Origin of the sequence: Thermus arciformis (assembly GCF_900102145.1) — a bacterium.
GTDB classification, from domain to species: Bacteria; Deinococcota; Deinococci; order Deinococcales; family Thermaceae; genus Thermus; species Thermus arciformis.
This window is the reverse complement of record NZ_FNBC01000028.1, coordinates 1-23,119: the sequence shown is the minus strand read 5'-3', so window position 1 is coordinate 23,119 and position 23,119 is coordinate 1. Positions and strand designations below refer to the sequence as shown.

Here is a 23,119-nt window from a genome sequence, read left to right as displayed (position 1 = left end):
CACCCTAGCAGGGCCTTCGGGCCTAGGGATGAGAGGTGCTATCCTGGGCCTTAATGCGGCCCGGGCTTGCGGCCAAGCGGCTGGTGGTGAAGGTGGGGAGCGCCGTCCTCGCGGGGGAGGGGGGCTTGGACCTCGAGGCCATGGCCGAGATCGCCCGCCAAGTGGCCGCCCTAAAGGAGGAGGGCCGGGAGGTGGTCTTGGTCTCCTCGGGGGCGGTGGCGGCAGGGATGCGGCGGCTTGGGCTTGAGGAGCGCCCCAAGGACATGCCCCTGAAGCAGGCCCTCGCCGCCCTCGGCCAGCCCCTCCTCATGGCCCGGTGGCAAGAGGCCTTCGCCCCCTTCGGCCTCCCCGTGGCCCAGGTCCTCCTCACCGCCGAGGACCTCTCCTCCAGGGGGCGCTACCTGAACGCCAAGGCCACCCTGCGGGCCCTCCTGGACCTCGGGGCCCTGCCCGTGATCAACGAGAACGACACCGTGGCCTTTGAGGAGATCCGCTTCGGGGACAACGACCAGCTCTCCGCCCGGGTGGCGGCGTTGGTGGAGGCGGGGCTTCTCGTGCTCCTCTCCGACGTGGAGGCCCTTTACGAGGAAGACCCCAAGAAGAACCCCCAGGCCCGGGCCATCCTCGAGGTGGAGTCCGTGGAGGCGGTGTTGGCCCACGCCGGGGAGGGAAACCCCTTGGGAAGCGGGGGGATGAGGAGTAAGCTCCTCGCCGCCCGCATCGCCGGGAGGGTGGGGATCCCCACGCTCCTCCTCCCCGGGAAGCGGCCCGGCGCCCTCCTCCAGGCCCTTTCCGGGGCCTCCTTGGGCACCTACTTCCACGCCAAAAGGCGCTACCGGGGGGAGAAGGCCTGGCTTTTTGGCCTCCTCCGCCCCAAGGGGGAGCTCGTCTTGGACCAGGGGGCGGTGCGTGCCCTTAAGGAGCGGGGGGCAAGCCTCCTTCCCGCCGGCATCCGGGAGGTGCGGGGGAGGTTTTCCCGGGGGGAGGCGGTCCGCCTCCTCTCCGAGGCGGGGGAGGAGGTGGGGGTGGGCCTCGCCAACTACGCCTCGGAGGAGATCGCCCGCATCAAGGGCAGGAGGAGCGCGGAGATTGAGGCCCTCCTGGGCTACCGCTACACCGAGGAGGTGGTCCACCGGGACCACCTCGCCCTGAAGGAGGAGGCATGACGGCGGCCATTCGGGAACTCGCGGAGCGCGCGCGGAAGAGGCTTTCCGAGATCGCCAAGGGGAACCGGGACCGGGCCCTCCTCGCCATGGCCGACCTCCTCGAGGCCCGCTGGGAAGAGGTCCTAAGGGCCAACCGGGAGGATCTGGAGGAGGCGGAAAGGGCGGGCCTTTCCAGGGCCAAGCTGGACCGCCTGGCCCTCAAGGAGAAGGACCTCAAGACCCTCACGGAGGGCCTCCGCCAGATCGCCCGCCTCCCCGACCCCCTGGGGCGGATAGAGGGCCTGGCCAAGAGGCCAAACGGCCTACGGGTGGGCAGGATGCGGGTCCCCTTGGGCCTCATCGGCTTCATCTACGAGGCGCGGCCCGGGGCCACGGTGGAGGCGGTCTCCGTGGCCCTGAAGGCGGGGAACGCCATGCTCCTCAGGGGGGGCAAGGAGGCCTTCCGGTCCAACCGGGCCCTGGTGGCCCTCTGGCACGAGGCCCTGGGAGAGGCGGGCCTTCCCGAGGAGGCGGTGACCCTCGTCCCCACCACCGACCGGGAGGCCATCCTGGAGATGTGCCGCCTGGAGCTTTTGGACCTCCTCATCCCGAGGGGGGGAGAGGAGCTTATAAGGCTCGTGCAGAAGGAAGCCCGGGTCCCCGTCCTCGCCCACGCCAAGGGGGTGAACCACCTCTACGTGGACGAGAAGGCGGACCTCGCCATGGCCCTCCGCCTCGCCCTAAACGGCAAGACCCAGCGCCCCGCGGTGTGCAACGCCCTCGAGGCCGTCTTAGTCCACGAGAAGGTGGCGGAGGCCTTCCTCCCCAGGCTGGAGGAGGCCATGCGGGAAAAGGGCGTGGAGCTCAGGGCCTGTCCAAGGGCCCTTTCCCTCCTCAAGGAGGCGGTGCCCGCGGGAGGGGACGAGTGGGACCGGGAGTATTTGGACCTCATCCTAAGGGTCAAGGTGGTCTCGGGGCTGGAGGAGGCCTTCGCCCACATCGCCCGCTACGGCTCCCGGCACACCGAGGCCATCTGCACCGAGGACCCCAAGGCGGCCTGGCGCTTCCTGGAGGAGGTGGACGCGAGCCTGGTCCTCTGGAACGCCTCCACCCGCTTTAACGACGGCTTTGAGCTGGGGCTTGGGGCGGAGATCGGCATCAGCACCTCCAAGCTCCACGCCTACGGCCCCATGGGGCCCATGGAGCTCACCACCCTCAAGTGGGTGGCCCTAGGGGAGGGGCAGGAGCGCACGTGAGGCCGGAAGACCCCCTGGCCCGGGCCTGGGCCCTCATGGAGGAAGGTCGCTTCCAGGAGGCGGAAGCCCTCCTCCAGGGGGAACCTTCGCCCGAGGCCCGCTTCGCCCTGGGGTATGCCCTCGCCTTCCAGGGGAGGCACGCGGAGGCCCTGGCCCTCTACCGGGAGCTCTACGAGGCGACGGGAAGCCACCGGGCCCTCCACCAGGTGGGGATGGTCCTCCGCATGGCGGGTAGGCTAAAGGAGGCCCTAGCCATCTTTGAAGAGGAGGCCCGCCTCCTTCCCCCTGATCCCCTGGCCCGCGCCACCCACCTCTACGAGCGGGGCTACACCTGGCTCCTCCTTGGGGAAAAGGAGGCGAGCCTGTCCTTCCTTCAGGCAAGTCTAGCCGAGGCGGAGGCTTCCTCTGACCCAATGGCCCAAGCCTGTGCCCACCGGGGGCTTTTGGAATGGCACCTCCGCTTCGGCCTCCCCGAGGAAGCCCGGCGGCACAAGGAGGCGGCCATTCGCCTCTTCCTGGAGGCGGGGGACCGAAAGGGCGCGGAAGAGGTGGAAGACCTTGCTTAGGCGCTTCTACCGCCTCTACCAGGAGGCCCACGTCCCCTTCTTCGCCGCGGCCCTCGCCTACTACGCCCTTTTTTCCCTCATGCCCCTCCTCTTCCTCCTGGTGGGCCTCTTCGGCCTCCTCCTCTCGGGAAACCCCCTTTTGAGGGCCCAGGTCTTCCAGGCCCTCACGGAGTTCACCCTGGCCCTCTTCCCCGCCCGCCCGGAGATGGCCCAAAGCCTCCTGGACTCCCTCACCCAAGGCGCCTTTCCCCTCACCCTGGGAAGCGGCCTCCTCCTCCTTTGGTCGGGGAGCAACTTCTTCGCCGCCCTGAGCTACGCCCTGGGCCTCATCTTCGGCAGGCCCCCCGGGCTTCGCCACCGGGTTTTGGGCCTCCTCATGCCCTTTCTTTTGGGCCTTGGGCTCATCCTCCTCTCCCTGGTGGGCCTCTTCTTGGGCTTTCTCCTCCGCTTTCTGCCTTCGGGGTGGCGGGGGCTTTGGGGGCCGGTGGAGGGCCTTCTTCCCCTCCTGGCGGCCTTTCTCCTCTTCCTCTTCACCTACGCCTTTTTCCGGGGGGTGGGAAGCCTGAGGGACCTCCTCCCTTTGAGCGCGGGGGCGGGGGCGGCCACCTTGCTCTTTGAGGCCGTGCGCCTCGGCCTGCCCCGGCTTTTGCCCCGCTCCCAGTACGAGCTCCTCTATGGTCCCCTGGCGGGGTTCGTCCTCGTCCTCCTCGGGCTTTACCTCCTCCTCTGGGCCTTCCTCTTGGGGGCCCTCCTGGCCCGGGCCGTGGAGGAGGCCTGAGGCCACCCCGGCGAGGGGGCCCGGTGGGGGCGCCGGGCCGAACGGGACCAAGGGTGCCGGGGGGAAGGGTATGATGGTCCCATGAGCCGGGCCAGGCTAACCCCCTAGGGTGGGAAGGGGCCTGGCCGCCCTTTCCCCCCGGGGGAAGGGGCTTTTTTGAGGGAGGAAGCATGGAGAAGTACAACCCCCACGCCATAGAGCCCAAGTGGCAGCGCTTCTGGAAGGAGAAGGGCTTCATGAAGGCCAAGGAGGTCCCCGGGCCCAAGGGGAAGCAGTACGTCCTCGTCATGTTCCCCTACCCCTCGGGGGACCTGCACATGGGCCACCTGAAGAACTACACCATGGGGGACGTGCTCGCCCGCTTCCGCAAGGTGCAAGGCTACGAGGTCCTCCACCCCATGGGCTGGGACGCTTTTGGCCTCCCCGCGGAGAACGCCGCCCTGAAGTTCGGCGTCCACCCCAAGGACTGGACCTACGCCAACATCCGCCAGGCCAAGGAGAGCCTCGAGCTCATGGGCATCCTCTACGACTGGGACCGGGAGGTCACCACCTGCGAGCCCGAGTACTACCGCTGGAACCAGTGGATCTTCCTGAAGATGTGGGAAAAGGGCCTGGCCTACCGGGCGAAGGGCCTCGTCAACTGGTGCCCCAAGTGCCAGACGGTGCTCGCCAACGAGCAGGTGGTGGAGGGGCGGTGCTGGCGGCACGAGGACACCCCCGTGGAGAAGCGGGAGCTGGAGCAGTGGTACCTGCGCATCACCGCCTACGCCGAGAGGCTCCTTCAGGACCTCGAGGGCCTGGACTGGCCCGAGAAGGTCAAGGCCATGCAAAGGGCCTGGATCGGCCGCTCCGAGGGGGCGGAGGTCCTCTTCCCCGTGGAGGGGAAGGAGGTGAGGATCCCCGTCTTCACCACCCGGCCCGACACCCTCTTCGGGGCCACCTTCCTCGTGCTCGCCCCGGAGCACCCCCTCACCCTGGAGCTCGCCGCCCCCGAGAGGCGGGAGGAGGTCTTGGCCTACGTGGAGGCCGCCAAGCGCAAGACGGAGATTGAGCGCCAGGCGGAAGGCAGGGAGAAGACCGGGGTCTTCCTCGGGGCCTACGCCCTGAACCCCGCCACGGGGGAGAGGGTCCCCATCTGGACCGCGGACTACGTGCTCTATGGCTACGGCACCGGGGCCATCATGGCCGTGCCCGCTCACGACCAGAGGGACTACGAGTTCGCCAGGAAGTTCGGCCTTCCCATCAAGAAGGTGATTGAGCGGCCTGAAGACCCCCTCCCCGAGCCCCTGGAAAGGGCCTACGAGGAGCCCGGGGTCATGGTGAACTCCGGGCCCTTTGACGGCACGCCAAGCGAGGAGGGGAAGAAGAGGGTCATCGCCTGGCTGGAGGAGAAGGGCCTGGGTAAGGGCCGGGTCACCTACCGCCTCCGGGACTGGCTCATCAGCCGCCAGCGCTACTGGGGGACCCCCATCCCCATGGTCCACTGCGAGGCCTGCGGGGTGGTCCCCGTCCCCGAGGAGGAGCTTCCCGTGCTCCTTCCCGACCTCAAGGACGTGGAGGACATCCGCCCCAAGGGGAAGAGCCCCCTGGAGGCCCACCCCGAGTTCTACGAGACCACCTGCCCCAGGTGCGGCGGCTCCGCCAAGCGGGACACGGACACCATGGACACCTTCTTTGACTCCAGCTGGTACTACCTCCGCTACGCCGACCCCCACAACGACCGCCTCCCCTTCGCCCCCGAGAAGGCGAACTTCTGGATGCCCGTGGACCAGTACATCGGCGGGGTAGAGCACGCGGTGCTTCACCTCCTCTACAGCCGCTTCTTCACCAAGTTCCTCCACGACCTGGGGATGGTGAAGGTGGAGGAGCCCTTCCAGGGCCTCTTCACCCAGGGCATGGTCCTCGCCTGGACGGACTTTGGCCCCGTGGAGGTGGAAGGCGAGGTGGTGCGCCTCCCCGAGCCCACCCGCATCCGGCTGGAGATCCCGGAAAGCGCCCTTTCCCTGGAGGACGTGCGGAAGATGGGGGCCGAGCTCAGGCCCCACCCTGACGGCACCCTCCACCTCTGGAAGCCCGCCGTGATGAGCAAGTCCAAGGGCAACGGGGTCATGGTGGGGCCCTTCGTGAAGGAGCAGGGGGCGGACATCGCCCGCATCACCATCCTCTTCGCCGCGCCCCCGGAGAACGAGATGGTCTGGACCGAGGAGGGGGTCCAGGGGGCCTGGCGCTTCCTGAACCGCGTCTACAGAAGGGTGGCCGAGGACCGGGAGGCCCTTTTGGGGACGAGCGGGGTCTTCCAGGCCGAGGCGTTGGAGGGGAAGGACCGGGAGCTTTACGGGAAGCTCCACGAGACCCTGAAGAAGGTCACGGAGGACCTCGAGGCCCTCCGCTTCAACACCGCCATCGCCGCCCTCATGGAGTTCCTGAACGCCCTCTACGAGTACCGCAAGGACCGCCCCGTCACCCCGGTCTACCGCACCGCCGTCCGCTACTACCTGCAGATGCTCTTCCCCTTCGCCCCCCACCTCGCCGAGGAGCTTTGGCACTGGTTCTGGCCCGATAGCCTCTTCCAGGCGGGCTGGCCCGAGCTGGACGAGAAGGCCCTGGAGAAGGACGTGGTGGAGGTGGCCGTCCAGGTGAACGGGCGGGTGCGGGGGACGATCCGAATCCCCAAGGACGCCCCTCTGGAGGTGGCCCGGGCCGAGGCCCTTAAGGTGCGAAACGTCCAGGCCCACCTCGAGGGCAAGGAGGTGGTGAAGGAGATCTACGTGCCCGGGAAGATCCTCAACCTGGTAGTGCGGGGCTAGGGAGGCCGAGGCGGGTGGGGAGGGCCTTGGCCACCTCCCCCTTGGCCGGGGTGAGGAAGAGCCCCTCCCCGCCCCAAGAGGCGAGGAGCCTCCCGTAGCCCAGGAAGAAGCCCTCGGGGTCCAGGAGGCCGTAGAGCCTTTCCGGAAGGGGAGGGCCCTCGAGGGGGGCAAGCCTCGGCCCCGCCTCCCGGAAGTGGGCGAGGAGCCTCTCTAGGCGGTTTCTTCGCCTCTCCGCCGGGGTCTTTCTGCGGACCCCGGGAAAGGGGGGGAGGAGGCGCACCCGGAGGTCCTTCCGCCAGGCGAGGGCCCTGTAGAGCTCCTCCGCCCCCAGGACCGCCACCTCTACGGGGTTTAGGGCGTCCACCTGGAGGAGGCGGTACCCCGGGTCCAAAAGCCCGTCCGTGTCCGCCACCGCGGGGCTTCCTTGGGGGATGAGGCGGGCTAGGCGCAGGGCCGCCACCAGGGCCTTCGCCTCCGCCCCCGCCGGGGAGAGGGTGCCCAGAAGGGTCCGGCGCACCAGGAGGAGGCGCCCCTCCCGGTGGAGGAAGAGGGAGAAGGTCCCGGGAAGGGCCCCCTGCCCGGGGTCTAGGTCCAGGAGGTAGGCCTCCTTGGCCTTCGCCAAGAGCTCCTGGGCCAGGGTGGTTTTGCCCGCGTCCGTGGGGCCCATGAGGAGGAGCATCCCCAGGCACTCTACCACCCTCTCCGAAGCCCCAGGGGCGGGCCCTTTTGCGGGGGAAGCGGGGGATGTGGCCTGACGTATTTTTGCGTGCCCGCAAGAAAGGGTTATACTAACCCCACCATGGAGCTTTGGTTTGAGGAGAGCAGGGAGGAGCGGCAGGTCCTGGGGCCTTTCCGGGAGTTCCTAAAGGCGGAGGTGGCCCCGGGGGCGGCGGAGCGGGACCGCACCGGGGCCTTCCCCTGGGAGCTGGTGCGGAAGCTCGCGGGGTTTGGGGTCTTCGGGGCGGTGGTGCCCGAGGCCTACGGGGGGGCCGGGCTTTCCACCAGGCTTTTCGCCCGCATGGTGGAGGAGATCGCCTACCACGACGGCGCCCTCGCCCTCACCGTGGCGAGCCACAACTCCCTGGCCACCGGGCACATCCTCCTCGCGGGGGACGAGGCGCAGAAGGAGGCCTTCCTTCCCAGGCTGGCCTCGGGGGAGGCCCTGGGGGCCTGGGGCCTCACGGAGCCCGGCTCCGGCTCGGACGCCGCCGCCCTCAAGACCAAGGCGGAGAAGGTGGAGGGGGGGTGGCGGCTCAACGGCACCAAGCAGTTCATCACCCAGGGGAGCGTGGCCGGGGTCTACGTGGTCATGGCCCGCACCGACCCCCCTCCAAGCCCCGAGCGGAAGCACCAGGGCATCTCCGCCTTCGCCTTCTTCCGCCCCGAGCGGGGGCTAAGGGTAGGCCGGAAGGAGGAGAAGCTTGGCCTAAGCGCCTCGGACACGGCGCAGCTAATCCTGGAGGACCTCTTCGTGCCCGAGGAGGCCCTTTTGGGCGAGCGGGGGAAGGGCTTCTACGACGTCTTAAGGGTGCTGGACGGGGGCAGGATCGGCATCGCCGCCATGGCCGTGGGCCTGGGCCGGGCCGCCCTGGACTACGCCCTCCGCTACGCCAAGGGGCGGGAGGCCTTCGGCCGGCCCATCGCCGAGTACGAGGGGGTCTCCTTCAAGCTGGCGGAAGCGGCCACGGAGCTGGAGGCGGCGCGGCTTCTCTACCTCAAGGCGGCGGAGCTCAAGGACGCGGGGAGGCCCTTTACCCTCGAGGCCGCCCAGGCCAAGCTCTTCGCCAGCGAGGTGGCGGTGAAGGCCTGCGACGAGGCCATCCAGGTCCTGGGGGGCTACGGCTACGTCAAGGACTACCCTGTGGAGCGCTACTGGCGGGACGCCCGCCTGACCCGCATCGGCGAGGGGACGAGCGAGATCCTGAAGCTCATCATCGCCCGGCGTCTTCTAGAGTCGGTTTGAAGGTCAGGGGCCGGGGGACCTTCAGGGCGAGCTGGCCGCAGGCCGCCCCCACGTCCTGCCCCCGGCTCCACCTTATGGAGGTGGGGACGCCAAGGCGCCTAAGCTCCTCGGCGAAGGCCAGGATGCCCGCCTTGGGCGTCCCCTCCACCGGGGCCCCTTCCCAGGGGTTGAAGGGGATGAGGTTCACGTGGGCGCTTAGGCCCTTGAGGAGCTTGGCGAGGAGCCTCGCCTGCCAGAGGTGGTCGTTCACCCCCTCGAGGAGGGTGTACTCAAAGGTGACCCGCCGCTTGGTCTTGGCGTAGTAGTGGCGCACGGCCTCCAGGATCTCGGCGATGGGGTAGCGGTGGGCGGTGGGGACGATCTTCCTGCGGGTCTCGTCGTCCGGGGCGTGGAGGGAGAGGGCAAGCCGCACCCCCAGGTCCTCCTCGGCGAGGCGGTAGATCCCCTTGGGGATCCCCACGGTGGAGAGGGTGACCCGCCTCGGGCTTAAGGCGAGCCCCTTGGGGTGAAGCATGACCCGCACCGCCCGGAGGACGTTTTGCAGGTTCAGGAGGGGCTCCCCCATCCCCATCAGGACCACGTTCCGGATCTCCCGGGGGGAGATCCCTTGGTGGTGGGCGATGGCGAGGATCTGGGAGAGGATCTCCGCGGCGGTGAGGTTGCGCCCGAAGCCCAAGGCCCCGGTGGCGCAGAAGCTGCACCCCGCCGGGCAGCCCACCATGGTGGAGAGGCAGACGGTCTTGCGGTTCTCGTAGGGCATGTAGACGGCCTCCGTCTTCTTGCCGTCCAGGAGGGTGAAGAGGTACTTCACGCTCCCGTCTCGGCTCGGGTAGGCCTCCACCAGGGCGAACTCCGAGATGCGCCACTCGCGGTCCAGGGCCTCCCGCAGGGCCTTGGGGAGGTCGGTCATCTCGGCGAAGTCCAAAGCGCCCCTGGCGTAGAGCCAGTGGGCGATCTGGGCCTTGCGGTAGCCCTCGCCGGGAAGCTCCTCGGGAAGGAGGTCCAGGATGGCCCTCATGCTACCCCCTCGTAGAGGGCGGCGAGGGGGAGGGTCCCCTCGAGGCAGGGAAGGACCAGGGTTTCCTCCAAGGCTTCTTCCCGGAACCCCTCCGGGGTCCTCCGGTAAAGAACCCCTCCCGGCCGCCCGCTTTCCAAGAGCAGGTAGCCCAGAAGGCTCGGGGGGCGCAGGTAGCGGGAAAGCTTCTCCCGCCGGTCCTGGACCTCCGTGTTCGGGGAAAGCACCTCCGCCACCAGACAGGGGGAGGTTTCGTACAGGGGGTGGGCCTTGGGGCCGCACACCGCCATGACGTCGGGGTAGTAGAAGGTGTCCTCGGAGAGCTTGAGCTTCACCGTCTCGCTGTAAACCCTGCACCCTTTGGCCCGGGCCAGGGGTTTGAGGAGGGCCACCAGGTTGGTGACGATGAGGTTGTGGTCCAGGCCGGCCCCGGCCATGGCGTGGGGGAAGCCCTCGAGGAGCTCGTGGCGAAGGGGGCTTTCCCTCTCCAGGGCCAGGTACTCTTCCTCCGTCAGGGGGCGCAGGGCCCGCTCGGTCATCCCGCCATTATAGCCGAAGCCTCCCGTAGCCCAAAAGGAGCCCGAGGAGGAGGAGAAGGAGCCCCAAGGGCCTGGGCCTCGCCAGAAGGCCCAGGAAGGCCCCGAAGAGGAGGAGGCCCAGGGCCACCCGGTTCCTCCCCTCCCGGTAGGCCCTCCCCGAGAGGAACCCCAGGAGGAGGGGCAGGGCGAAGAGGACGAGGAGGAGAAGCCCGGCGGCGAAGGCGAAGGAGGTCAAAGCCGCCTTTCCTCGGGGGCGAAGCCCTCCACCCAGAAGCTCCCGTCCTTGCGGTGCTCCTTCTTCCAGACGGGGAGGACCTGCTTCACCCGGTCTATGGCGTACTCGCAGGCGGCGAAGGCCTCCTTGCGGTGCCGGGCCGAGACGACGATGGCGATGGAGGCCTCCCCCGGGTCCACCCGGCCCAGGCGGTGCCAGAGGGCGATGCGGCCCAGGGGCCAGCGGGCGCGCATCTCGGAAAGGATCTCCGCCATCGCCTTCTCCGCCATCTCCGGGTAGGCCTCGTACTCCAAAAAGGCCACCTCCTCCCCCCGGTTGGGGCTCCGGGTGGTGCCGAGGAAGCTCACCACCGCCCCGTACTCCGGGGCCGTGGCCCAGGCCACGAGGGCCTCGAGGTCCAAAGGCTCCTGGGTCAGGCCGTAGGAGTCCTGCCCGCCGGAGACCGGGGGAAGGAAGGCCACCTCGTCCCCCTCCTTTAAGGGGGTTTCCGCCCCGGCCAGGGCCTGGTTCACCGCGGCCATGCCCCCCTCGAGGCGAAGCCCGGGGAAGAGCCTTTCCAGCGCCTCCTTGGCCTCCTTAACCCGGGCCCCGGGGGGAAGCTCCAAGGGAAGGCGGTCCTTCCCGGCTTGCTCCCGGTAGAGGGCGAAGAGCCTCACCTCAACCCGCATGTTGCCCAGTATAGACCTGGGTGAGGCCAAGGGCTACGGATAGGGCCTCGGGGTAGCGCATGCGCAGGGGGCCGATGAGGGTGAGCTCCCCAAGCCACTCTCCCCTCTGGAAGCCCGCCTGCACCTGGGCCAGGCCCTCCACCTCCCCCACCCGCACGTCCACCCGCCCCGGGGGGGTGAGGAGCTCCTCGCTCCCCGCCTCGTAGAGGCGGACCAAGCGCTCCAGGAAGCCCGGGTCCTGGGCCTCGGGCTCCTTCAAGGCCTCGGACAGCCCCTCCCGGTACGTGAGGGAAAGCCCTGCGGAGAGGGCCCGCGAGAGGTGGCCGAAGAGTTCCTCCAGGCCCCGGGGGGCCTGGGGCAAGGTGGCGAAGGGGCCGGAGAGCGCCTCCTCCGCTTGCCTGAGCCGCTCCGGGGGTAGGGAGAGGGGGAGCCTGGCCTCCTTCACCCTCCCCCCTTCCAGGACGAAGACGGCCAGGGTGCCCTCCGGGAGAGGGGAGAGGTGAACCTGGAGGACCCGGGGCGTCCTCCGGGGCCTTAGCCGGAGGAGGGCCGGGTAGCCGGAAAGCCCCACCGCCATCTTCACCAGGAAGGCCTCGGGCTCCCGGGCCCCCTCCAGGGCCCTTTCCAGGCGGGCCTGGGTGGCCTCGGGGAGGGGCTTGGGGGGGAGGAGGGAAAGGCTGTACTGGCGGAAGCCCTGCCGGGTGGGCACGCGCCCTGCGGAGGCGTGGGGCTTGCTGAGGTAGCCCATCTCCTCGAGGGCGATGAGCTCGTAGCGGCAGAGGGCGGGGGAAAGCCCCAGGCCCTCGGCCACCCGGGCCGAGGGGACCGGAGCCTTGGTTCGGATGTACTCCTCCACCAGGAGGTAGAGAATGGCCCGCTGCCTCGCCGTCACACCCCTATTGTACCGGGGTCACTGCGGCCTCGTCCTCCTCCCCGGTGCGGATGCGGTAGACCTTCTCCACCGGCAGGACAAACACCTTTCCGTCTCCCACCTCCCCCGTGCGGGCCGCCTTCAGGATGGCCTCCACCGTGGGCTTCACGAAGGGCTCGGAGACCCCGATCTCCAGGCGCACCTTCTCGTGGAGCTCCATCTTCACCGTGGTGCCCCGGTAGGTCTCCACCCGCTCCGTTTCCCCTCCGTGGCCCTGGACCCGGCTTAAGGTGAGCCCGCGGACCTCCGCCTTGAAAAGGGCCTCCAGGACATCGTTCAGCTTCTCCGGGCGGACGATGGCCACGATGAGCTTCATGCCTCACCTCCCTTGGGCCTGAGGCTCGGGACCGCGGGGGCTTTCTCCGAGAGGAGGAGGATCGCCCCCTCGCCCGAGGTGTAGGCCTCCTCGCCGTGCTGGGACACGTCCAGCCCCACCCCTTCCTCCTTGGGGCCTGCCCGCAAGGGGGTGAGGAGGCCCACCAGCTTGAGAAGGAGGAAGGTGGCCAGGGCGCTATAGAGGATCGCCACCCCCACCGCCACGGCCTGGATCCCGAGCTGGGCGGGGTTGCCGAAGAGGAGGCCGTCCGCCACCCCGTTCCAGGACTTCTCGGCGAAGACACCGGTGAGGAGGGCTCCGGTGATGCCCCCGACCCCGTGGCCGGCGAAGACGTCCAGGCTGTCGTCCAGCCGGGTCCTCGCCCGCCAGAGGAGGACGTAGTAGCTGGGGAAGGCGGCGAGCGCCCCGAGGAGGAGGGCGGAGAGGGGGGAGACGAAGCCTGCGGCCGGGGTCACGGCCACCAGGCCCACCACGATGGCCGTGGCCGCCCCCACCGCCGTGGCCTTGCCGGTGCGGAGGAGGTCCAGGAGGGTCCAGACCAGGAGGGTGGCCGCAGGGGCCAGCATGGTGTTCGCGAAGGCCAAGGCGGCCGAGGCGTTGGCCGCCAGGGCGCTTCCCCCGTTGAAGCCGAACCAGCCGAACCAGAGGAGGGCCGCCCCCAGGAGGGTGAAGGGGACGTTATGGGGCAGGATGGCCTGCCGCCCGTAGTCCTTCCGGGCGCCGAGGACCAGGGCGCCTACCAGGGCGGCGACGCCGGCGTTGATGTGGACCACCGTACCCCCGGCGAAGTCCAAGGCGCCTAGGGCCCCCAGGAACCCCCCGCCCCAGACCCAGTGGGCCACCGGGGCGTAGACGAGAAGCCCCCAGAGGGTGAGGAAGGCCAGGTAGGCGGGAAAGCGCATCCTCTCCACCACGGAGCCCGAGACCAGGGCGGCGGTGATAATGGCGAAGGTGCCCTGGAAGGCCAGGAAGAGGACGTGGGGGATGGTGCCCTTGGCCTCGAGGCCCACCCCCTTGAGGAAAAGGTGGTCCAGGCCCCCGAGGAGAGGACTGCCCTGCCCGAAGGCCAGGGTGTACCCGAGAAGGGCCCAGCCCACGCCCACGAAGGCCAAGGCGGCGAAGCTCATCATCATGGTGTTCAAGGCGTTCTTGCTCCGCACCAGCCCCCCGTAGAAAAAGGCCAAGGCCGGGGTCATGAGGAGGACCAGGGCCGTGGAGACCAGCATCCAGGCCGTGTCCGCCCCGTTTACCCCCTCCGCCAGGGCCAGTCCCGATAAACCCAGCGCCGCGATGCCTTTGAGGGTTCCTTTCCGCATCCTCCACCCCCTTGGGGCCCAGGATAGGATGCGGAGTGAAAGATGTCAAGTTGATACGTGACAACAAGCAATAACTATCCGAACATTGCGTTGGGTATTTTGCGGTAAATGCGCTAAGTGTTCAGCTAAAACTGGGCAAGTGTCAACGTAAGTCTGTACAGTTGGACAAACGCCCTCCTTTTCCCTCCCCCGTGCGCCCCGTAAACTGGGCCCCGTGACGTGGGAGGAGCTTCAAGACCGCCTGGCCCAGGGCCAGGATGAGCGCACCCTCTTCCTGCCCCCCGACCTTTCCCCCGAGGAGCTCGCCCGTCACGCCGCGGGCCTCGCCAATCACAAAGGGGGGGTGCTCCTTCTTGGGGTGAGCCCGGAGGGGAAGGTCTTGGGGGCGGCGGAGATCCACCCCTTGCAGATCACCCACGCCCTCTTTGAGCTCACCCAAGGCCTCCTCCTCCCTTACGTGGAGGTGGTGGAGGGGCCTTTGGGCCGGGTTTTAGCCCTCCACGTGCCCCAAAGCCCGGCGGCCATCGCCCTGGGGGCGGGGCGGGTGCCCTTTTGGGACGGGAAGCGCCTCACGGAGCTTCGGCTGGGCCAGGCCCTGCCCGAGCCCGACTTCACCGCCCAGGTGTTGCCCGCGGCGAGCCTTTCCGACCTGGACCCGGTGGAGGTCCTGCGCCTAAGGCGCATCCTGGAGGAAAGGGGAAGCGCCTTGGCCGCCCTCCCCGACCTGGAACTCCTCTTTGCCCTGGGGCTTTTGGAGCGGGTGGAAGGGGAGGCGCGCCCCACGGTGGCGGGGCTTCTCCTGGCGGGAACCCCCCTCGCCTTAAGGCGGCTTCTCCCCCAGGCGGAGGTGAGCTACTACTTCCACGAGGCCGAGGAGGGGTACAGCTTCCGGGAAGACCTCCTCAGGCCCATCCCCGCCCTTCTGGAGCGCCTGAAGGACCTCATCCAGGCCCGCAACCGGGTGCGCTACCTCACCGTGGGGCTTTTCCGCCTCGAGGTCTGGGACTTTGACCAGGAGGTCTACCGGGAGGCCCTGGTCAACGCCCTCGTCCACCGGGACTGGCAGAGCCCGGATGCCATCCAGGTGCACCACCACCGGGACCGGCTGGAGGTCTCCAACCCCGGGGGCTTCCCCCCCGGCATCACCCCGGAGAACGTCCTCCGCCACCCCCCCAAGAGGCGGAACCCCCGCCTGGCCGAGGCCCTCTACCGCCTGGGTTACGTGGAGCGGGCGGGAAGCGGCGTGGACAAGATGTACCGCCTCCTCCTCAAGTACGGCAAGGAGCCCCCGGAGTACCGCCTCTTCCCCGAGGCCCTGACCCTCGTCCTCTACAACCCCGAGCTGGACGAGGCCTTCGTGCGGGAGCTGGCCGAGGCCCAGGAGCGGCTTGGGGCCTTCAGCCTGGACCACCTCATCGCCGTGGCCCACCTGCGCCGGGTGGGGGAGGCCTCCTTGGAGGAGCTCGCCCGGGCGCTCCAGCTTCCCGAGGAGGCGGCGCGCCGGGTCCTCTCCCGCATGGAGAGGATGGGGCTTCTGCGCAAGGAGGGAGGGCGGTACCACCTGGCCCGGCGGGACCTTTTGGCGGAAAGGGCCCTCGCCCTCCTGGAGGCGCCCAGGCGCCGCAGGGAGCTGGAGGAGGCCTTGGGGCTTTCCCGGGGGGCGGCCTTGAAGCTCCTCGGCCGCCTTCTCCGGGAAGGCCGGGTGGAAAGGGTGGGCCGAGGGGCGGCCACCCGCTACCGGAGGCGGTGATGCTCCACCTGGTCCTCTACCAGCCGGAGATCCCCCAAAACGCCGGGAACGCCGCCCGCACCGCGGCGGCCTTGGGGTGGCCCCTCCACCTCATCCGTCCCTTGGGCTTCCTCCTCTCCAGCCCCAAGCTCAAGCGGGCGGGCCTGGACTACTGGCCCCACGTGGACCTCAGGCTCCACGACTCCTTCGCGGCCTTCCTGGAGGCCCTGCCCCCGGGGGCGCGGGTCTTCGCCTTCAGCGCCCGGGGGGAGGCCTCCCTCTACGAGGCCCGCTTCCGGGAGGGGGACTACCTCCTCTTCGGCCCCGAGAGCCGGGGGCTTCCCGAGGAGGTCCTGGCCCGGTTTCCCACCCTAAAGATCCCCATGCCGGGGCCGGTGCGCTCCTTGAACCTGGCGGTGGCCGTGGGGGTGGCGGCCTACGAGGCCTACCGCCAGCTCAGAGGGCGATGAGGGCGTAGCCCTGGGCGTGGACCACCTCCACGCCCAAGGGGGTGCGGTGCCGCCTTTTGGGGTTCGCCCCGAGGAGGGGGGTGTGGCCGTGGACGTGGAGCCGGGGGCGGAAGAGGCGGTGGAAGAGGAGGAAGGCCCTGGCCCCCCGGTGGGCGAAGTCCTCCCCGGCGCTGGGCCCCGGGGGCGGGGCGTGGGTCAGGAGGACGTCCACCCCGTGGCCGTGGAAGAGCCTCCGGGGGAGGGCCAGGGGAAGGGGCTTTAGGGCGAGGCGGAGGAGCTCGGCTTCGGAGAGCTGGCCCTCCCCTTCCCGGTAGCGGGGCACCCCCCCGATGCCGTAGAAGAGGAGCCCTCGGTGGTGGAAAAGCCGCCCGTGGAGGTTCACCACGCCCCCGGGCCGCTTCCTTTCCTCCCCTTCCCAAACCCACTCCTCCCCGTGGTTTCCGGGGACGAAGAGCACGGGCACCCGGACCTTGGTGGCCACGTACTCCAGGTACGCCCCGGGCAGGTCCCCCGCCGCCAGGACCAGGTCAAAGGGGGGGAGGTTTTCGGGGAAGCGGGGGGAGTGGATGTGGGGGTGGACCTGGTCGGAGAGGACAAGGAGGCGCACGCTCCTTTTCATTCTGGCAAAAAGGCGTAAGGATAAGGGCGTGCGGGCGTACTCCACGGCCCACCTCTCCCTTCCCTTGCCCGAGGGCCACCCCTTTCCCCTCTACAAGTACGGGGGCGTGGCCGAGGCCCTGAAGGGGCTTCTTCCCGTCCTCCCCGCTCCCGAGGTGCCCCGGGAGGCCCTCTTCCTGGCCCACGAGGCCTCCTACCTGGAGAAGCTTTTCGGGGAGGGGCTTAGCCGGGAGGAGTCCTTGAGGCTTGGCCTCCCCTTCAGCCAGGCCCTCTTGCGGCGGGCCCTCCACGCCGCCGGCGGGACCCTGGCCGCGGCCCTGGACGCCCTCGAGGCCGGCCTCGGCCTCAACCTCGCCGGGGGCACCCACCACGCCTTCCCCGGCCGGGCCGAGGGGTACAGCCTCTTCAACGACGTGGCCGTGGCCATCCTCTGGCTCCGGGCCAAGGAGGGGTTTTCGGGCCGGGTCCTGGTGGTGGACCTGGACGCCCACCAGGGGAACGGCACGGCGGTCTTCTTCCAGGAGGACCCCTCCGTCTTCACCCTCTCCCTCCACGGGGAGCGGAACTACCCCCTGAAGAAGGAGAGGAGCGACCTGGACGTGGGCCTCCCCGACGGCACGGAAGACGAGGCCTACCTCTGGGCCCTGGAAGAGGCCCTGGAGAAGGCCCGGGCCTTCCGTCCGGACCTCGTCTTCTACAACGCCGGGGTGGACGTCCTAAAGGGGGACCGCTTCGGCCGCCTCGCCTTAAGCCCGGAAGGGGTGAGGCGGCGGGACGAAAGGGTCTTCCGCTTTGCGAAGGCCCTCGGGGTGCCCCTCGTGGTGGTGATGGGCGGGGGGTACAACCGCGACCCCCGCCTCACTGTGGAGGCCCACACCGCGACCTACCGCCTGGCCTTGAGCTCCTTGGCGTAGGTGGCCACGGCTTCCTCCAGGCTAAAGCCCAGGTTCCGGTAGAGGTCCAAAGCGCCCTTCTCGTGGTCGTGGGCCCGGACCCGGAGGAGGTCCGCCCCCTTCCTTTGGGCAAGCCTCGCCGCCTCGGAGAGGAGGGCGCGGCCGATGCCTTTCCCCCGGGCCTCGGGGATGACCCCGATATAGGCCACGCTGGCCTCGCCTCCTTCCAGCTCCACCTCGGCCAGGCCCACGGGCCTCTCCCCCAGGTAGGCCACGAGGAGGTGGACGGCGGGGTCTTGGAAGTGCTCCACGAGCTCCTCGTCCGTCCACTTGAGGCGGAGGGCCCAGCTCTCCTCGCTCTCCCGGTAAAGCTCCCGGTAGACCTCCGCCCCCGGGAAGCCCTCCTTCACCCGCACGCCCTCGGGAAGGGGGTAGTCCAGCCCCTCGGGGCGCTTGACGAAGAAGTAGGTGACGTGGAGGAGGCCGTACCCTGCGCTTTCCAAGGCCTTCCGGAGGATGGCGTTTTCCTCACGGGGAAAGGCGTAAAGCCTCTCCACGATAAGCTCCTTGGCCCGCCCCTCCGCCGCCTCCAGGAGGGGAGGCAGGTCCTCTTCCCGGTAGGCCAGGGGGCCTTCCAGGGCGGCCCCGTCCCAGAAGGGGTAGAGGCCCACGTACCCCGCCACCTCCCCCTCCTTAAGGAGGACGAGGCCGTCCTCCAGCTCCTCGGCCAGGCCCTCGAGGTCCCGGGCCTCCGGGGCGAGGACGCCCCGCTCGGGGCTTTGGTCCATCCAGCGGAGGAGCCTAAGGAGCCCCGGGAGGTCCTTGCGGGCCACGGGCCGGATCATGCCCCCAGTCTACTCCCAGGTTCAGGGCCTTCACCACCCCCTCCTCCCCGTAGAAGTCCACCACGGAAAGCCTGGCGTAGTCCTGCTCCAGCCTCAGGCCCTCCTCGGGGGGTAAGGGGAGGGCGAGGCTTAAGGCGGCCCGGTTCAGGGTGCAGTTTCCCACCACGAGGATGGCCTGGCCCCGGTGCTTCTTTAGGAGCCCCTTCACCGCCCGCCTCCCCCGCGTCCAGGCTTCCTGCACGCTCTCCCCTCCGGGCGGGGCGAAGCCCGCCTCGTCCCTTACCCAGGCCGCCACCTCCTCGGGGAAGCGGGCCTCCACCTCAGGGAAGGAAAGCCCCTCCCACTTTCCCCAGGCCCGTTCCCGAAGCTCGGGGAGGAGGGTGTAGGGGACGGAAAGCGCCCCTGCCAGGAGGGCCGCCCCCTCGGCCTCCGCCAGGCTGTCCGCGGCGTAGACGTGGGCCACGGGGAAGCCTTGGAGGAGGGGGAGGAGGGCCAGGAGGGCCCTTCTCCCTTCCCCGCTCAGGGGAAGCCCCGGGTGGCTGTAGAGGGCGTGGCGGGGGTTCTCCACGGGCCCGGCCCGGGTGAGGAGGAGGGTGGTCTTCTTGTGGGGGCCCTTGAGGAAGTGGGCGAGGAGGCCCATGGCCCTAGAATACGGGGGTGGAAAGGTGGGTCATCGTGAACCCCGCGGCGGGCCGCGGCAAGGTGGGGAGGCTTTCCGGGGCCATCCTCCAGAAAGCCCGTCAGGAGGGGGCCCGGGCCTTCCTCACCGAGGGCCCGGGCCACGCCACGGAGCTTGCCCAAAGGGCCCCCGAGGGGTCCCGGGTGGTGGCCGTGGGGGGGGACGGCACGGTGCACGAGGTCTTGAAGGGCCTCGCGGGCACGGGGAAGGTCCTGGGGGTGGTGCCCATCGGAAGCGGAAACGATTTCGCCCGCATGCTGGGCCTCCTCGGGCTTCCCTGGCCCAAGGCCTTGGAGCTCGCCCTCCACGCCCCCGAGGAGGCGGTGGACCTGGGGTGGGTGAACGGGGAGCCCTTCGGGGCCTCCTTGGGGATCGGCTTTGACGCCCTGGTGGCCAAGAAGGCCCTTGCCGCCCCCCCCTTCCTCCGGGGCATGCCCCGTTACCTCTACGCCCTCTTCGCCGTGCTCAAGGAGCTCACCCTGCCGGAGGCCAGGGTCTTCGTGGACGGGGAAGCGGTCCACCAGGGGAGGATGCTCCTCCTCGCCGCCATGAACGGGCCCGCCTACGGCGGGGGCATTCCCATCGCCCCCATGGCCGACCCCCGGGACGGGCGGCTTTCCGTGGTCCTGGCGGGGGAGCTTTCCCGGCTGGGGGTGGTCCTTATCCTTCCCAGGCTTCTTCTGGGGAGGCACCTCTCCCACCCCCGGGTGCGGGCGTACGCGGGGCGCGAGGTGGCGGTGGAGTTCGCTCATCCCGTCCCCGCCCACGCCGACGGGGAACTCCTCCCGGAGGCCTCGGTCTACCGGGCGGAGGTGCGGCCCTTGGGCCTGCGGGTGGTGGGGGGCCGGGCGGGCGTTCAGAAGGGGGCGCTTTCGCCTAGGCCCGCGGGGGCCTAGAGGGCTTCTTCCAGGCGGAGGAGGAGTTCCTGGAAGCGTTTTAGGGCCTTGGGCAGCTCGGCGTAGATGCGCTCGGCCAGGGCCTCGTCGTAGGCGGCCTTTAGCCGCTCCACCGCCCGAGCCAGGGAGGCCGTCTGCGCCCTAAGCTTCTCTTGCCTCGTCAAGAAGGATCCCTTCCCTTTCCACCACCTCCTTAAGCCCCGGGGCCCAGGAGAGCTCCACCAGGTCCAGGGGCTGGAGGATGGGCAGGCCTTCCAGGTCCCCCCTAAGCTCCGCCAGGGTGGCGAGGTCCAGAGGAGGGTCGGCCAGGAGGGCCAGGTCGTAGTCCGAGCGGGGGCCCCCTTCCTTCCTCGCCCGGGAGCCGAAGAGGTAGAGGCGGTAGCGCCGCCCCTGGAGCCTTGTGCGCACCCGGCGCTTCACCTCCTCCAGGACCTCGCCTTCCGTCACAGGTTCATTCTACCCGCGTATACTTAGGCCATGCGCGGCCTTTCCCAAAGGGTCCAGGCCATGAAGCCCTCGGCCACGGTGGCGGTGAACGCCAAGGCCCTGGAGTTAAGGCGGAAGGGGGTGGACCTCGTGGCCCTCACCGCCGGCGAGCCCGACTTTGACACCCCCGAGCACGTGAAGGAGGCGGCGAGGCGCGCCCTCGCCCAGGGGAAGACCAAGTACGCCCCCCCGGCGGGGATCCCGGAGCTTCGGGAGGCCCTGGCGGAGAAGTTCCGCCGGGAAAACGGCCTTCAGGTCACCCCCGAGGAGACCATCGTCACCGTGGGGGGGAAGCAGGCCCTCTTCAACCTCTTCCAGGCCATCCTGGACCCGGGGGACGAGGTCATCGTGCTGAGCCCCTACTGGGTGAGCTACCCGGAGATGGTGCGCTTCGCCGGGGGGGTGGTGGTGGAGGTGGAAACCCTCCCCGAGGAAGGCTTCGTCCCCGACCCCGAGAGGGTCCGGCGGGCCATCACCCCCCGCACCAAGGCCCTGGTGGTGAACTCCCCCAACAACCCCACGGGGGCGGTCTACCCGAGGGAGGTCTTGGAGGCCCTCGCGAGGCTTGCGGTGGAGCACGACTTCTACCTGGTCTCCGACGAGATCTACGAGCACCTCCTCTACGAGGGGGAGCCCTTCTCCCCGGGGCGCGTGGCCCCGGAGCACACCCTCACCGTGAACGGGGCGGCCAAGGCCTTCGCCATGACCGGATGGCGCATCGGCTACGCCTGCGGGCCCAAGGCGGTGATCAAGGCCATGGCCGATGTGTCCAGCCAGTCCACCACGAGCCCGGACACCATCGCCCAGTGGGCCACCCTCGAGGCCCTCACCAACCAGGAGGCCAGCCGCGCCTTCGTGGAGATGGCCCGGGAGGCCTACCGCAGGAGGCGGGACCTGTTGCTTGAGGGCCTGGCCGCCCTGGGCTTTAAGGCGGTGCGCCCGAGCGGGGCCTTCTACGTCCTCATGGACACCTCCCCCATCGCCCCTGACGAGGTGCAGGCGGCGGAGAGGCTCCTTGAGGCGGGGGTAGCTGTGGTCCCGGGCACGGACTTCGCCGCCTTCGGCCACGTCCGCCTCTCCTACGCCACCAGCGAGGAGAACCTCAGGAAGGCCCTGGAGCGCTTCGCCAGGGTCTTGGCTCAGTAGCGCCGCTTCCTGGGGGCGAGGAGAAGAAGGACCGCTCCCAAGGTCACGCACACGTCCGCCAGGTTGAAGACGGGGAAGTTGGCGATGAGGGGGATGGAGGTGCCGAGGTCCAGGTAGTCCACCACCCACCCCCGGCCCAGGCGGTCCACCCCGTTCCCCAGGGCCCCCGCCGCCAGGAGGGAAAGGGCCAGGGCCTGCCCAAAGGGGTAGGGCCGCCTCGCCAGGAGGAGGAGAAGCCCCGTCCCTACCAGGAAGCTCAGCCACCCGAGGAGGTGGGCCCTGCCCTCCAGAAGGCCAAAGCCCGCCCCCGTGTTCCGCACCAGGGTGAGGTAGAGAAGGTCCCCGAGGAAGGGCTTTGGGACCGGGGAGAGGTGTTCCAGGGCCCAGAGCTTCAGGGTCTGGTCCAGGGCCAGGAGGAGGGGAACGAGCACCGTGGGCATCCCCAAGAGTCTACCTTGTGCTATACTCCTTAGGGTTTGCCTTCGGGCAGGAGGGTGCCATGTCCAAGGTGTGCGAGATCAGCGGAAAGCGGCCCATCGTGGCCAACAGCATAGAGCGGCGGGGTAAGGCCAAGCGGCAAGGGGGCGTGGGCAAAAAGACCACGGGCATCTCTAAGCGCCGCCAGTACCCCAACCTGCAGAAGGTGCGGGTCCAGGTGGCGGGCCAGGAGGTCACCTTCCGCGTGGCCACGAGCCACATCCCCAAGGTCTACGAGCTCGTGGAGCGGGCTAAGGGCCTCAAGCTGGAAGGGCTTTCCCCCAAGGAGATCAAGAAGGCCCTCCTCAAGCTCCTCTAGCGCCCTTTGGGCCTTCCTGCCCCCCCTCGTTGGGGGGCTTTTGTGTAGGATGGCCCCGTGGGCTGGAAGCCGGGGCACTACCTCCTTTTGGCTCTGGCCCTCTACGCCCTGGTGGTGAGCCTGGGCTTTTCCCTGAGGGGCCGGCAGCTTGCCGCCTTGCGCCAGGAAGTGGGGGTTCTCCGCCAGAAGGCGGCCTGGGCCCCCGAGGGGTACAGGCTTCCCCTTTCCGGGGCCTGCCTGCCTTCCCGCCCCGAGAACCTGCCGAACGCGCCCCGCCCCTACCGCAAGGGGGTGAGCGCGGGGTTCGTGTTCCAAAACGGGGACGCCTGCGTGCCCGTGGTGCGGGGGATGGGGGTGGTGGCCGCCCAGGGGGGCGAGGTGGTGAAGGTGGACCTGGGCTACAAGGAGCCCGGCCCGGAGGCGTACCGGGCCCTTCTGGAGCGGGTGAAGGAGGGGGCTTCCCCTGAGGACATGGACCTTTTGCGGGGCCTCGAGGTCCACCTCCGCCACCCGGACGGCCGCACCACCGTGTACGCCCACCTCCAGGCCCCCTACCCGGGGCTAAAGGTGGGAAGCCGGGTCCACCGGGGCGACCCCATCGGCTACCTGGGGAACACCGGGCTCCAAGGGGGGGCCCCGAGGCTCCTCTTTGAGGTCTGGGAGGGGGAGCCCGACCGGAGCCCCTTCCTCTTCCAGGGGCTTTCCGGCGAGGAGCTCCTCCGGCAGGCCAAGGCCTTTTTCGGCTTAGAATAACCCAAGTTGCTACCTATCCCCTGGATCTGAAAAAATAGTGGCCGCTATGCTTTCCCGTCTCATAGCGGCCTTTTGCATTATAGACGACGCCCTGCAAGCCATGGGCTACAAGGATGACCCCCAAGCCAAAACGCCCGCCTCCGCCATCCTCACCCTCGCCCTCCTTGCCGCCCTAGAGTTCGGCGGCAAGCACAACAAGGCCCTGGCCCTCGCCAAAGACCTCGGCCTCTTCACCCACGTCCCCTCCCCAAG

General features: G+C 69.4%; 27 protein-coding genes and 1 pseudogene. 14 read left to right on the top strand and 14 right to left on the bottom strand.

Annotated features, from left to right (window positions below; all coding sequences use genetic code 11):
- The first annotated feature begins 53 nt into the window (after positions 1-53).
- From proB to leuS, 5 genes are all read left to right on the top strand, one after another.
- Complete coding sequence (proB, locus tag BLP62_RS09695) at positions 54-1,166, top strand: glutamate 5-kinase (RefSeq protein ID WP_093008144.1); 1,113 nt, start codon at positions 54-56, stop codon at positions 1,164-1,166.
- Entirely contained in the window at positions 1,163-2,401 is a 1,239-nt protein-coding gene (locus BLP62_RS09690) for a glutamate-5-semialdehyde dehydrogenase (protein WP_093008142.1), read from the top strand. Before proB ends, BLP62_RS09690 begins: the two co-directional genes overlap by 4 nt.
- Positions 2,398-2,967, top strand: a complete 570-nt coding sequence (locus BLP62_RS09685; protein WP_093008140.1) for a tetratricopeptide repeat protein — start codon at positions 2,398-2,400, stop codon at positions 2,965-2,967. Before BLP62_RS09690 ends, BLP62_RS09685 begins: the two co-directional genes overlap by 4 nt.
- The gene (locus tag BLP62_RS09680; RefSeq protein WP_093008138.1) at positions 2,960-3,745 is read left to right on the top strand and encodes a YhjD/YihY/BrkB family envelope integrity protein; all 786 of its coding nucleotides are present in this window, start codon (positions 2,960-2,962) and stop codon (positions 3,743-3,745) included. Before BLP62_RS09685 ends, BLP62_RS09680 begins: the two co-directional genes overlap by 8 nt.
- A gap of 170 nt (positions 3,746-3,915) precedes the next feature.
- The gene (gene leuS / locus BLP62_RS09675) at positions 3,916-6,552 is read left to right on the top strand and encodes a leucine--tRNA ligase (protein ID WP_093008136.1); all 2,637 of its coding nucleotides are present in this window, start codon (positions 3,916-3,918) and stop codon (positions 6,550-6,552) included.
- On the opposite strand, the gene BLP62_RS09670 is transcribed toward leuS, so the two are convergent.
- Positions 6,530-7,231, bottom strand: a complete 702-nt coding sequence (locus BLP62_RS09670) for a Clp1/GlmU family protein (RefSeq protein WP_093008134.1) — start codon at positions 7,229-7,231, stop codon at positions 6,530-6,532. The genes leuS and BLP62_RS09670 overlap by 23 nt on opposite strands.
- Before the next feature lie 120 nt (positions 7,232-7,351).
- Here BLP62_RS09670 and BLP62_RS09665 point away from each other — a divergent pair, with 120 nt between their 5' ends.
- Complete coding sequence (locus tag BLP62_RS09665) at positions 7,352-8,515, top strand: acyl-CoA dehydrogenase family protein (protein ID WP_093008132.1); 1,164 nt, start codon at positions 7,352-7,354, stop codon at positions 8,513-8,515.
- Here BLP62_RS09665 and rlmN read toward each other — a convergent pair.
- The 7 genes from rlmN to BLP62_RS09630 are packed head-to-tail and all read right to left on the bottom strand — an operon-like array spanning position 8,484 to position 13,556.
- Entirely contained in the window at positions 8,484-9,533 is a 1,050-nt protein-coding gene (rlmN, locus tag BLP62_RS09660; RefSeq protein WP_093008130.1) for a dual-specificity RNA methyltransferase RlmN, read from the bottom strand. The genes BLP62_RS09665 and rlmN overlap by 32 nt on opposite strands.
- Positions 9,530-10,069 carry a Uma2 family endonuclease gene (locus BLP62_RS09655; RefSeq protein ID WP_093008128.1) on the bottom strand — a complete coding sequence of 180 codons (540 nt, stop codon included), beginning with the start codon at positions 10,067-10,069 and terminating at the stop codon, positions 9,530-9,532. The genes rlmN and BLP62_RS09655 overlap by 4 nt, the downstream gene beginning before the upstream one ends.
- Before the next feature lie 7 nt (positions 10,070-10,076).
- Positions 10,077-10,304 (bottom strand): hypothetical protein, encoded by a 228-nt coding sequence (locus tag BLP62_RS09650; RefSeq protein WP_093008126.1) that lies wholly within the window; start codon positions 10,302-10,304, stop codon positions 10,077-10,079.
- Positions 10,301-10,972, bottom strand: coding sequence for a molybdenum cofactor biosynthesis protein (locus BLP62_RS09645; protein ID WP_093008124.1), 672 nt, complete (start codon positions 10,970-10,972; stop codon positions 10,301-10,303). Before BLP62_RS09645 ends, BLP62_RS09650 begins: the two co-directional genes overlap by 4 nt.
- A complete protein-coding gene (locus BLP62_RS09640; protein ID WP_093008122.1) occupies positions 10,962-11,864 on the bottom strand; it encodes an HrcA family transcriptional regulator in 903 nt (300 codons plus the stop codon). The genes BLP62_RS09645 and BLP62_RS09640 overlap by 11 nt, the downstream gene beginning before the upstream one ends.
- 4 nt (positions 11,865-11,868) lie before the next feature.
- A complete protein-coding gene (locus BLP62_RS09635) occupies positions 11,869-12,219 on the bottom strand; it encodes a P-II family nitrogen regulator (protein ID WP_093008120.1) in 351 nt (116 codons plus the stop codon).
- Entirely contained in the window at positions 12,216-13,556 is a 1,341-nt protein-coding gene (locus BLP62_RS09630; RefSeq protein WP_093008118.1) for an ammonium transporter, read from the bottom strand. Before BLP62_RS09630 ends, BLP62_RS09635 begins: the two co-directional genes overlap by 4 nt.
- 214 nt (positions 13,557-13,770) lie before the next feature.
- Here BLP62_RS09630 and BLP62_RS09625 point away from each other — a divergent pair, with 214 nt between their 5' ends.
- A complete protein-coding gene (locus BLP62_RS09625) occupies positions 13,771-15,306 on the top strand; it encodes an ATP-binding protein (RefSeq protein WP_093008116.1) in 1,536 nt (511 codons plus the stop codon).
- On the top strand, positions 15,306-15,755 hold the full coding sequence (locus BLP62_RS09620) for a tRNA (cytidine(34)-2'-O)-methyltransferase (protein WP_093008114.1): 450 nt from the start codon (positions 15,306-15,308) through the stop codon (positions 15,753-15,755). Before BLP62_RS09625 ends, BLP62_RS09620 begins: the two co-directional genes overlap by 1 nt.
- Here BLP62_RS09620 and BLP62_RS09615 read toward each other — a convergent pair.
- Positions 15,742-16,374 carry a metallophosphoesterase gene (locus tag BLP62_RS09615; RefSeq protein WP_176758189.1) on the bottom strand — a complete coding sequence of 211 codons (633 nt, stop codon included), beginning with the start codon at positions 16,372-16,374 and terminating at the stop codon, positions 15,742-15,744. The genes BLP62_RS09620 and BLP62_RS09615 overlap by 14 nt on opposite strands.
- Before the next feature lie 28 nt (positions 16,375-16,402).
- Between BLP62_RS09615 and BLP62_RS09610 the strand changes: the two genes are divergently transcribed.
- A complete protein-coding gene (locus BLP62_RS09610; protein WP_093008110.1) occupies positions 16,403-17,287 on the top strand; it encodes a histone deacetylase family protein in 885 nt (294 codons plus the stop codon).
- Here the strand turns inward: BLP62_RS09610 and BLP62_RS09605 are convergent.
- Together BLP62_RS09605 and BLP62_RS09600 are read right to left on the bottom strand one after the other, a co-directional pair.
- Positions 17,257-18,111 carry a GNAT family N-acetyltransferase gene (locus tag BLP62_RS09605; protein ID WP_093008108.1) on the bottom strand — a complete coding sequence of 285 codons (855 nt, stop codon included), beginning with the start codon at positions 18,109-18,111 and terminating at the stop codon, positions 17,257-17,259. The two genes, BLP62_RS09610 and BLP62_RS09605, sit on opposite strands and share 31 nt — an antisense overlap.
- Positions 18,068-18,751, bottom strand: a complete 684-nt coding sequence (locus BLP62_RS09600; protein ID WP_093008106.1) for a histidine phosphatase family protein — start codon at positions 18,749-18,751, stop codon at positions 18,068-18,070. The genes BLP62_RS09605 and BLP62_RS09600 overlap by 44 nt, the downstream gene beginning before the upstream one ends.
- A gap of 17 nt (positions 18,752-18,768) precedes the next feature.
- Between BLP62_RS09600 and BLP62_RS09595 the strand changes: the two genes are divergently transcribed.
- The gene (locus BLP62_RS09595) at positions 18,769-19,686 is read left to right on the top strand and encodes a diacylglycerol/lipid kinase family protein (protein WP_093008104.1); all 918 of its coding nucleotides are present in this window, start codon (positions 18,769-18,771) and stop codon (positions 19,684-19,686) included.
- On the opposite strand, the gene BLP62_RS13785 is transcribed toward BLP62_RS09595, so the two are convergent.
- Together BLP62_RS13785 and BLP62_RS09590 are read right to left on the bottom strand one after the other, a co-directional pair.
- Positions 19,683-19,850, bottom strand: coding sequence for a hypothetical protein (locus BLP62_RS13785; RefSeq protein ID WP_176758188.1), 168 nt, complete (start codon positions 19,848-19,850; stop codon positions 19,683-19,685). The two genes, BLP62_RS09595 and BLP62_RS13785, sit on opposite strands and share 4 nt — an antisense overlap.
- Positions 19,828-20,133, bottom strand: coding sequence for a nucleotidyltransferase domain-containing protein (locus BLP62_RS09590; RefSeq protein ID WP_093008102.1), 306 nt, complete (start codon positions 20,131-20,133; stop codon positions 19,828-19,830). Before BLP62_RS09590 ends, BLP62_RS13785 begins: the two co-directional genes overlap by 23 nt.
- A 30-nt stretch (positions 20,134-20,163) precedes the next feature.
- On the opposite strand from BLP62_RS09590, the gene aspC reads away from it, so the two are divergent.
- Positions 20,164-21,318 (top strand): aspartate/prephenate aminotransferase, encoded by a 1,155-nt coding sequence (gene aspC, locus BLP62_RS09585; RefSeq protein ID WP_093008100.1) that lies wholly within the window; start codon positions 20,164-20,166, stop codon positions 21,316-21,318.
- Here the strand turns inward: aspC and lspA are convergent.
- Positions 21,312-21,758: a signal peptidase II gene (lspA, locus tag BLP62_RS09580; RefSeq protein ID WP_093008098.1), complete on the bottom strand. Its 447-nt coding sequence runs from the start codon at positions 21,756-21,758 to the stop codon at positions 21,312-21,314. The genes aspC and lspA overlap by 7 nt on opposite strands.
- 59 nt (positions 21,759-21,817) lie before the next feature.
- Between lspA and rpmB the strand changes: the two genes are divergently transcribed.
- The 3 genes and pseudogenes from rpmB to BLP62_RS09565 all read left to right on the top strand — a co-directional run.
- Positions 21,818-22,114: a 50S ribosomal protein L28 gene (gene rpmB / locus BLP62_RS09575; RefSeq protein WP_093008096.1), complete on the top strand. Its 297-nt coding sequence runs from the start codon at positions 21,818-21,820 to the stop codon at positions 22,112-22,114.
- A gap of 57 nt (positions 22,115-22,171) precedes the next feature.
- On the top strand, positions 22,172-22,867 hold the full coding sequence (locus tag BLP62_RS09570) for a M23 family metallopeptidase (protein ID WP_093008094.1): 696 nt from the start codon (positions 22,172-22,174) through the stop codon (positions 22,865-22,867).
- Between the two features lie 46 nt (positions 22,868-22,913).
- Positions 22,914-23,119, top strand: a pseudogene (locus BLP62_RS09565) (IS982 family transposase); the annotation flags it as partial.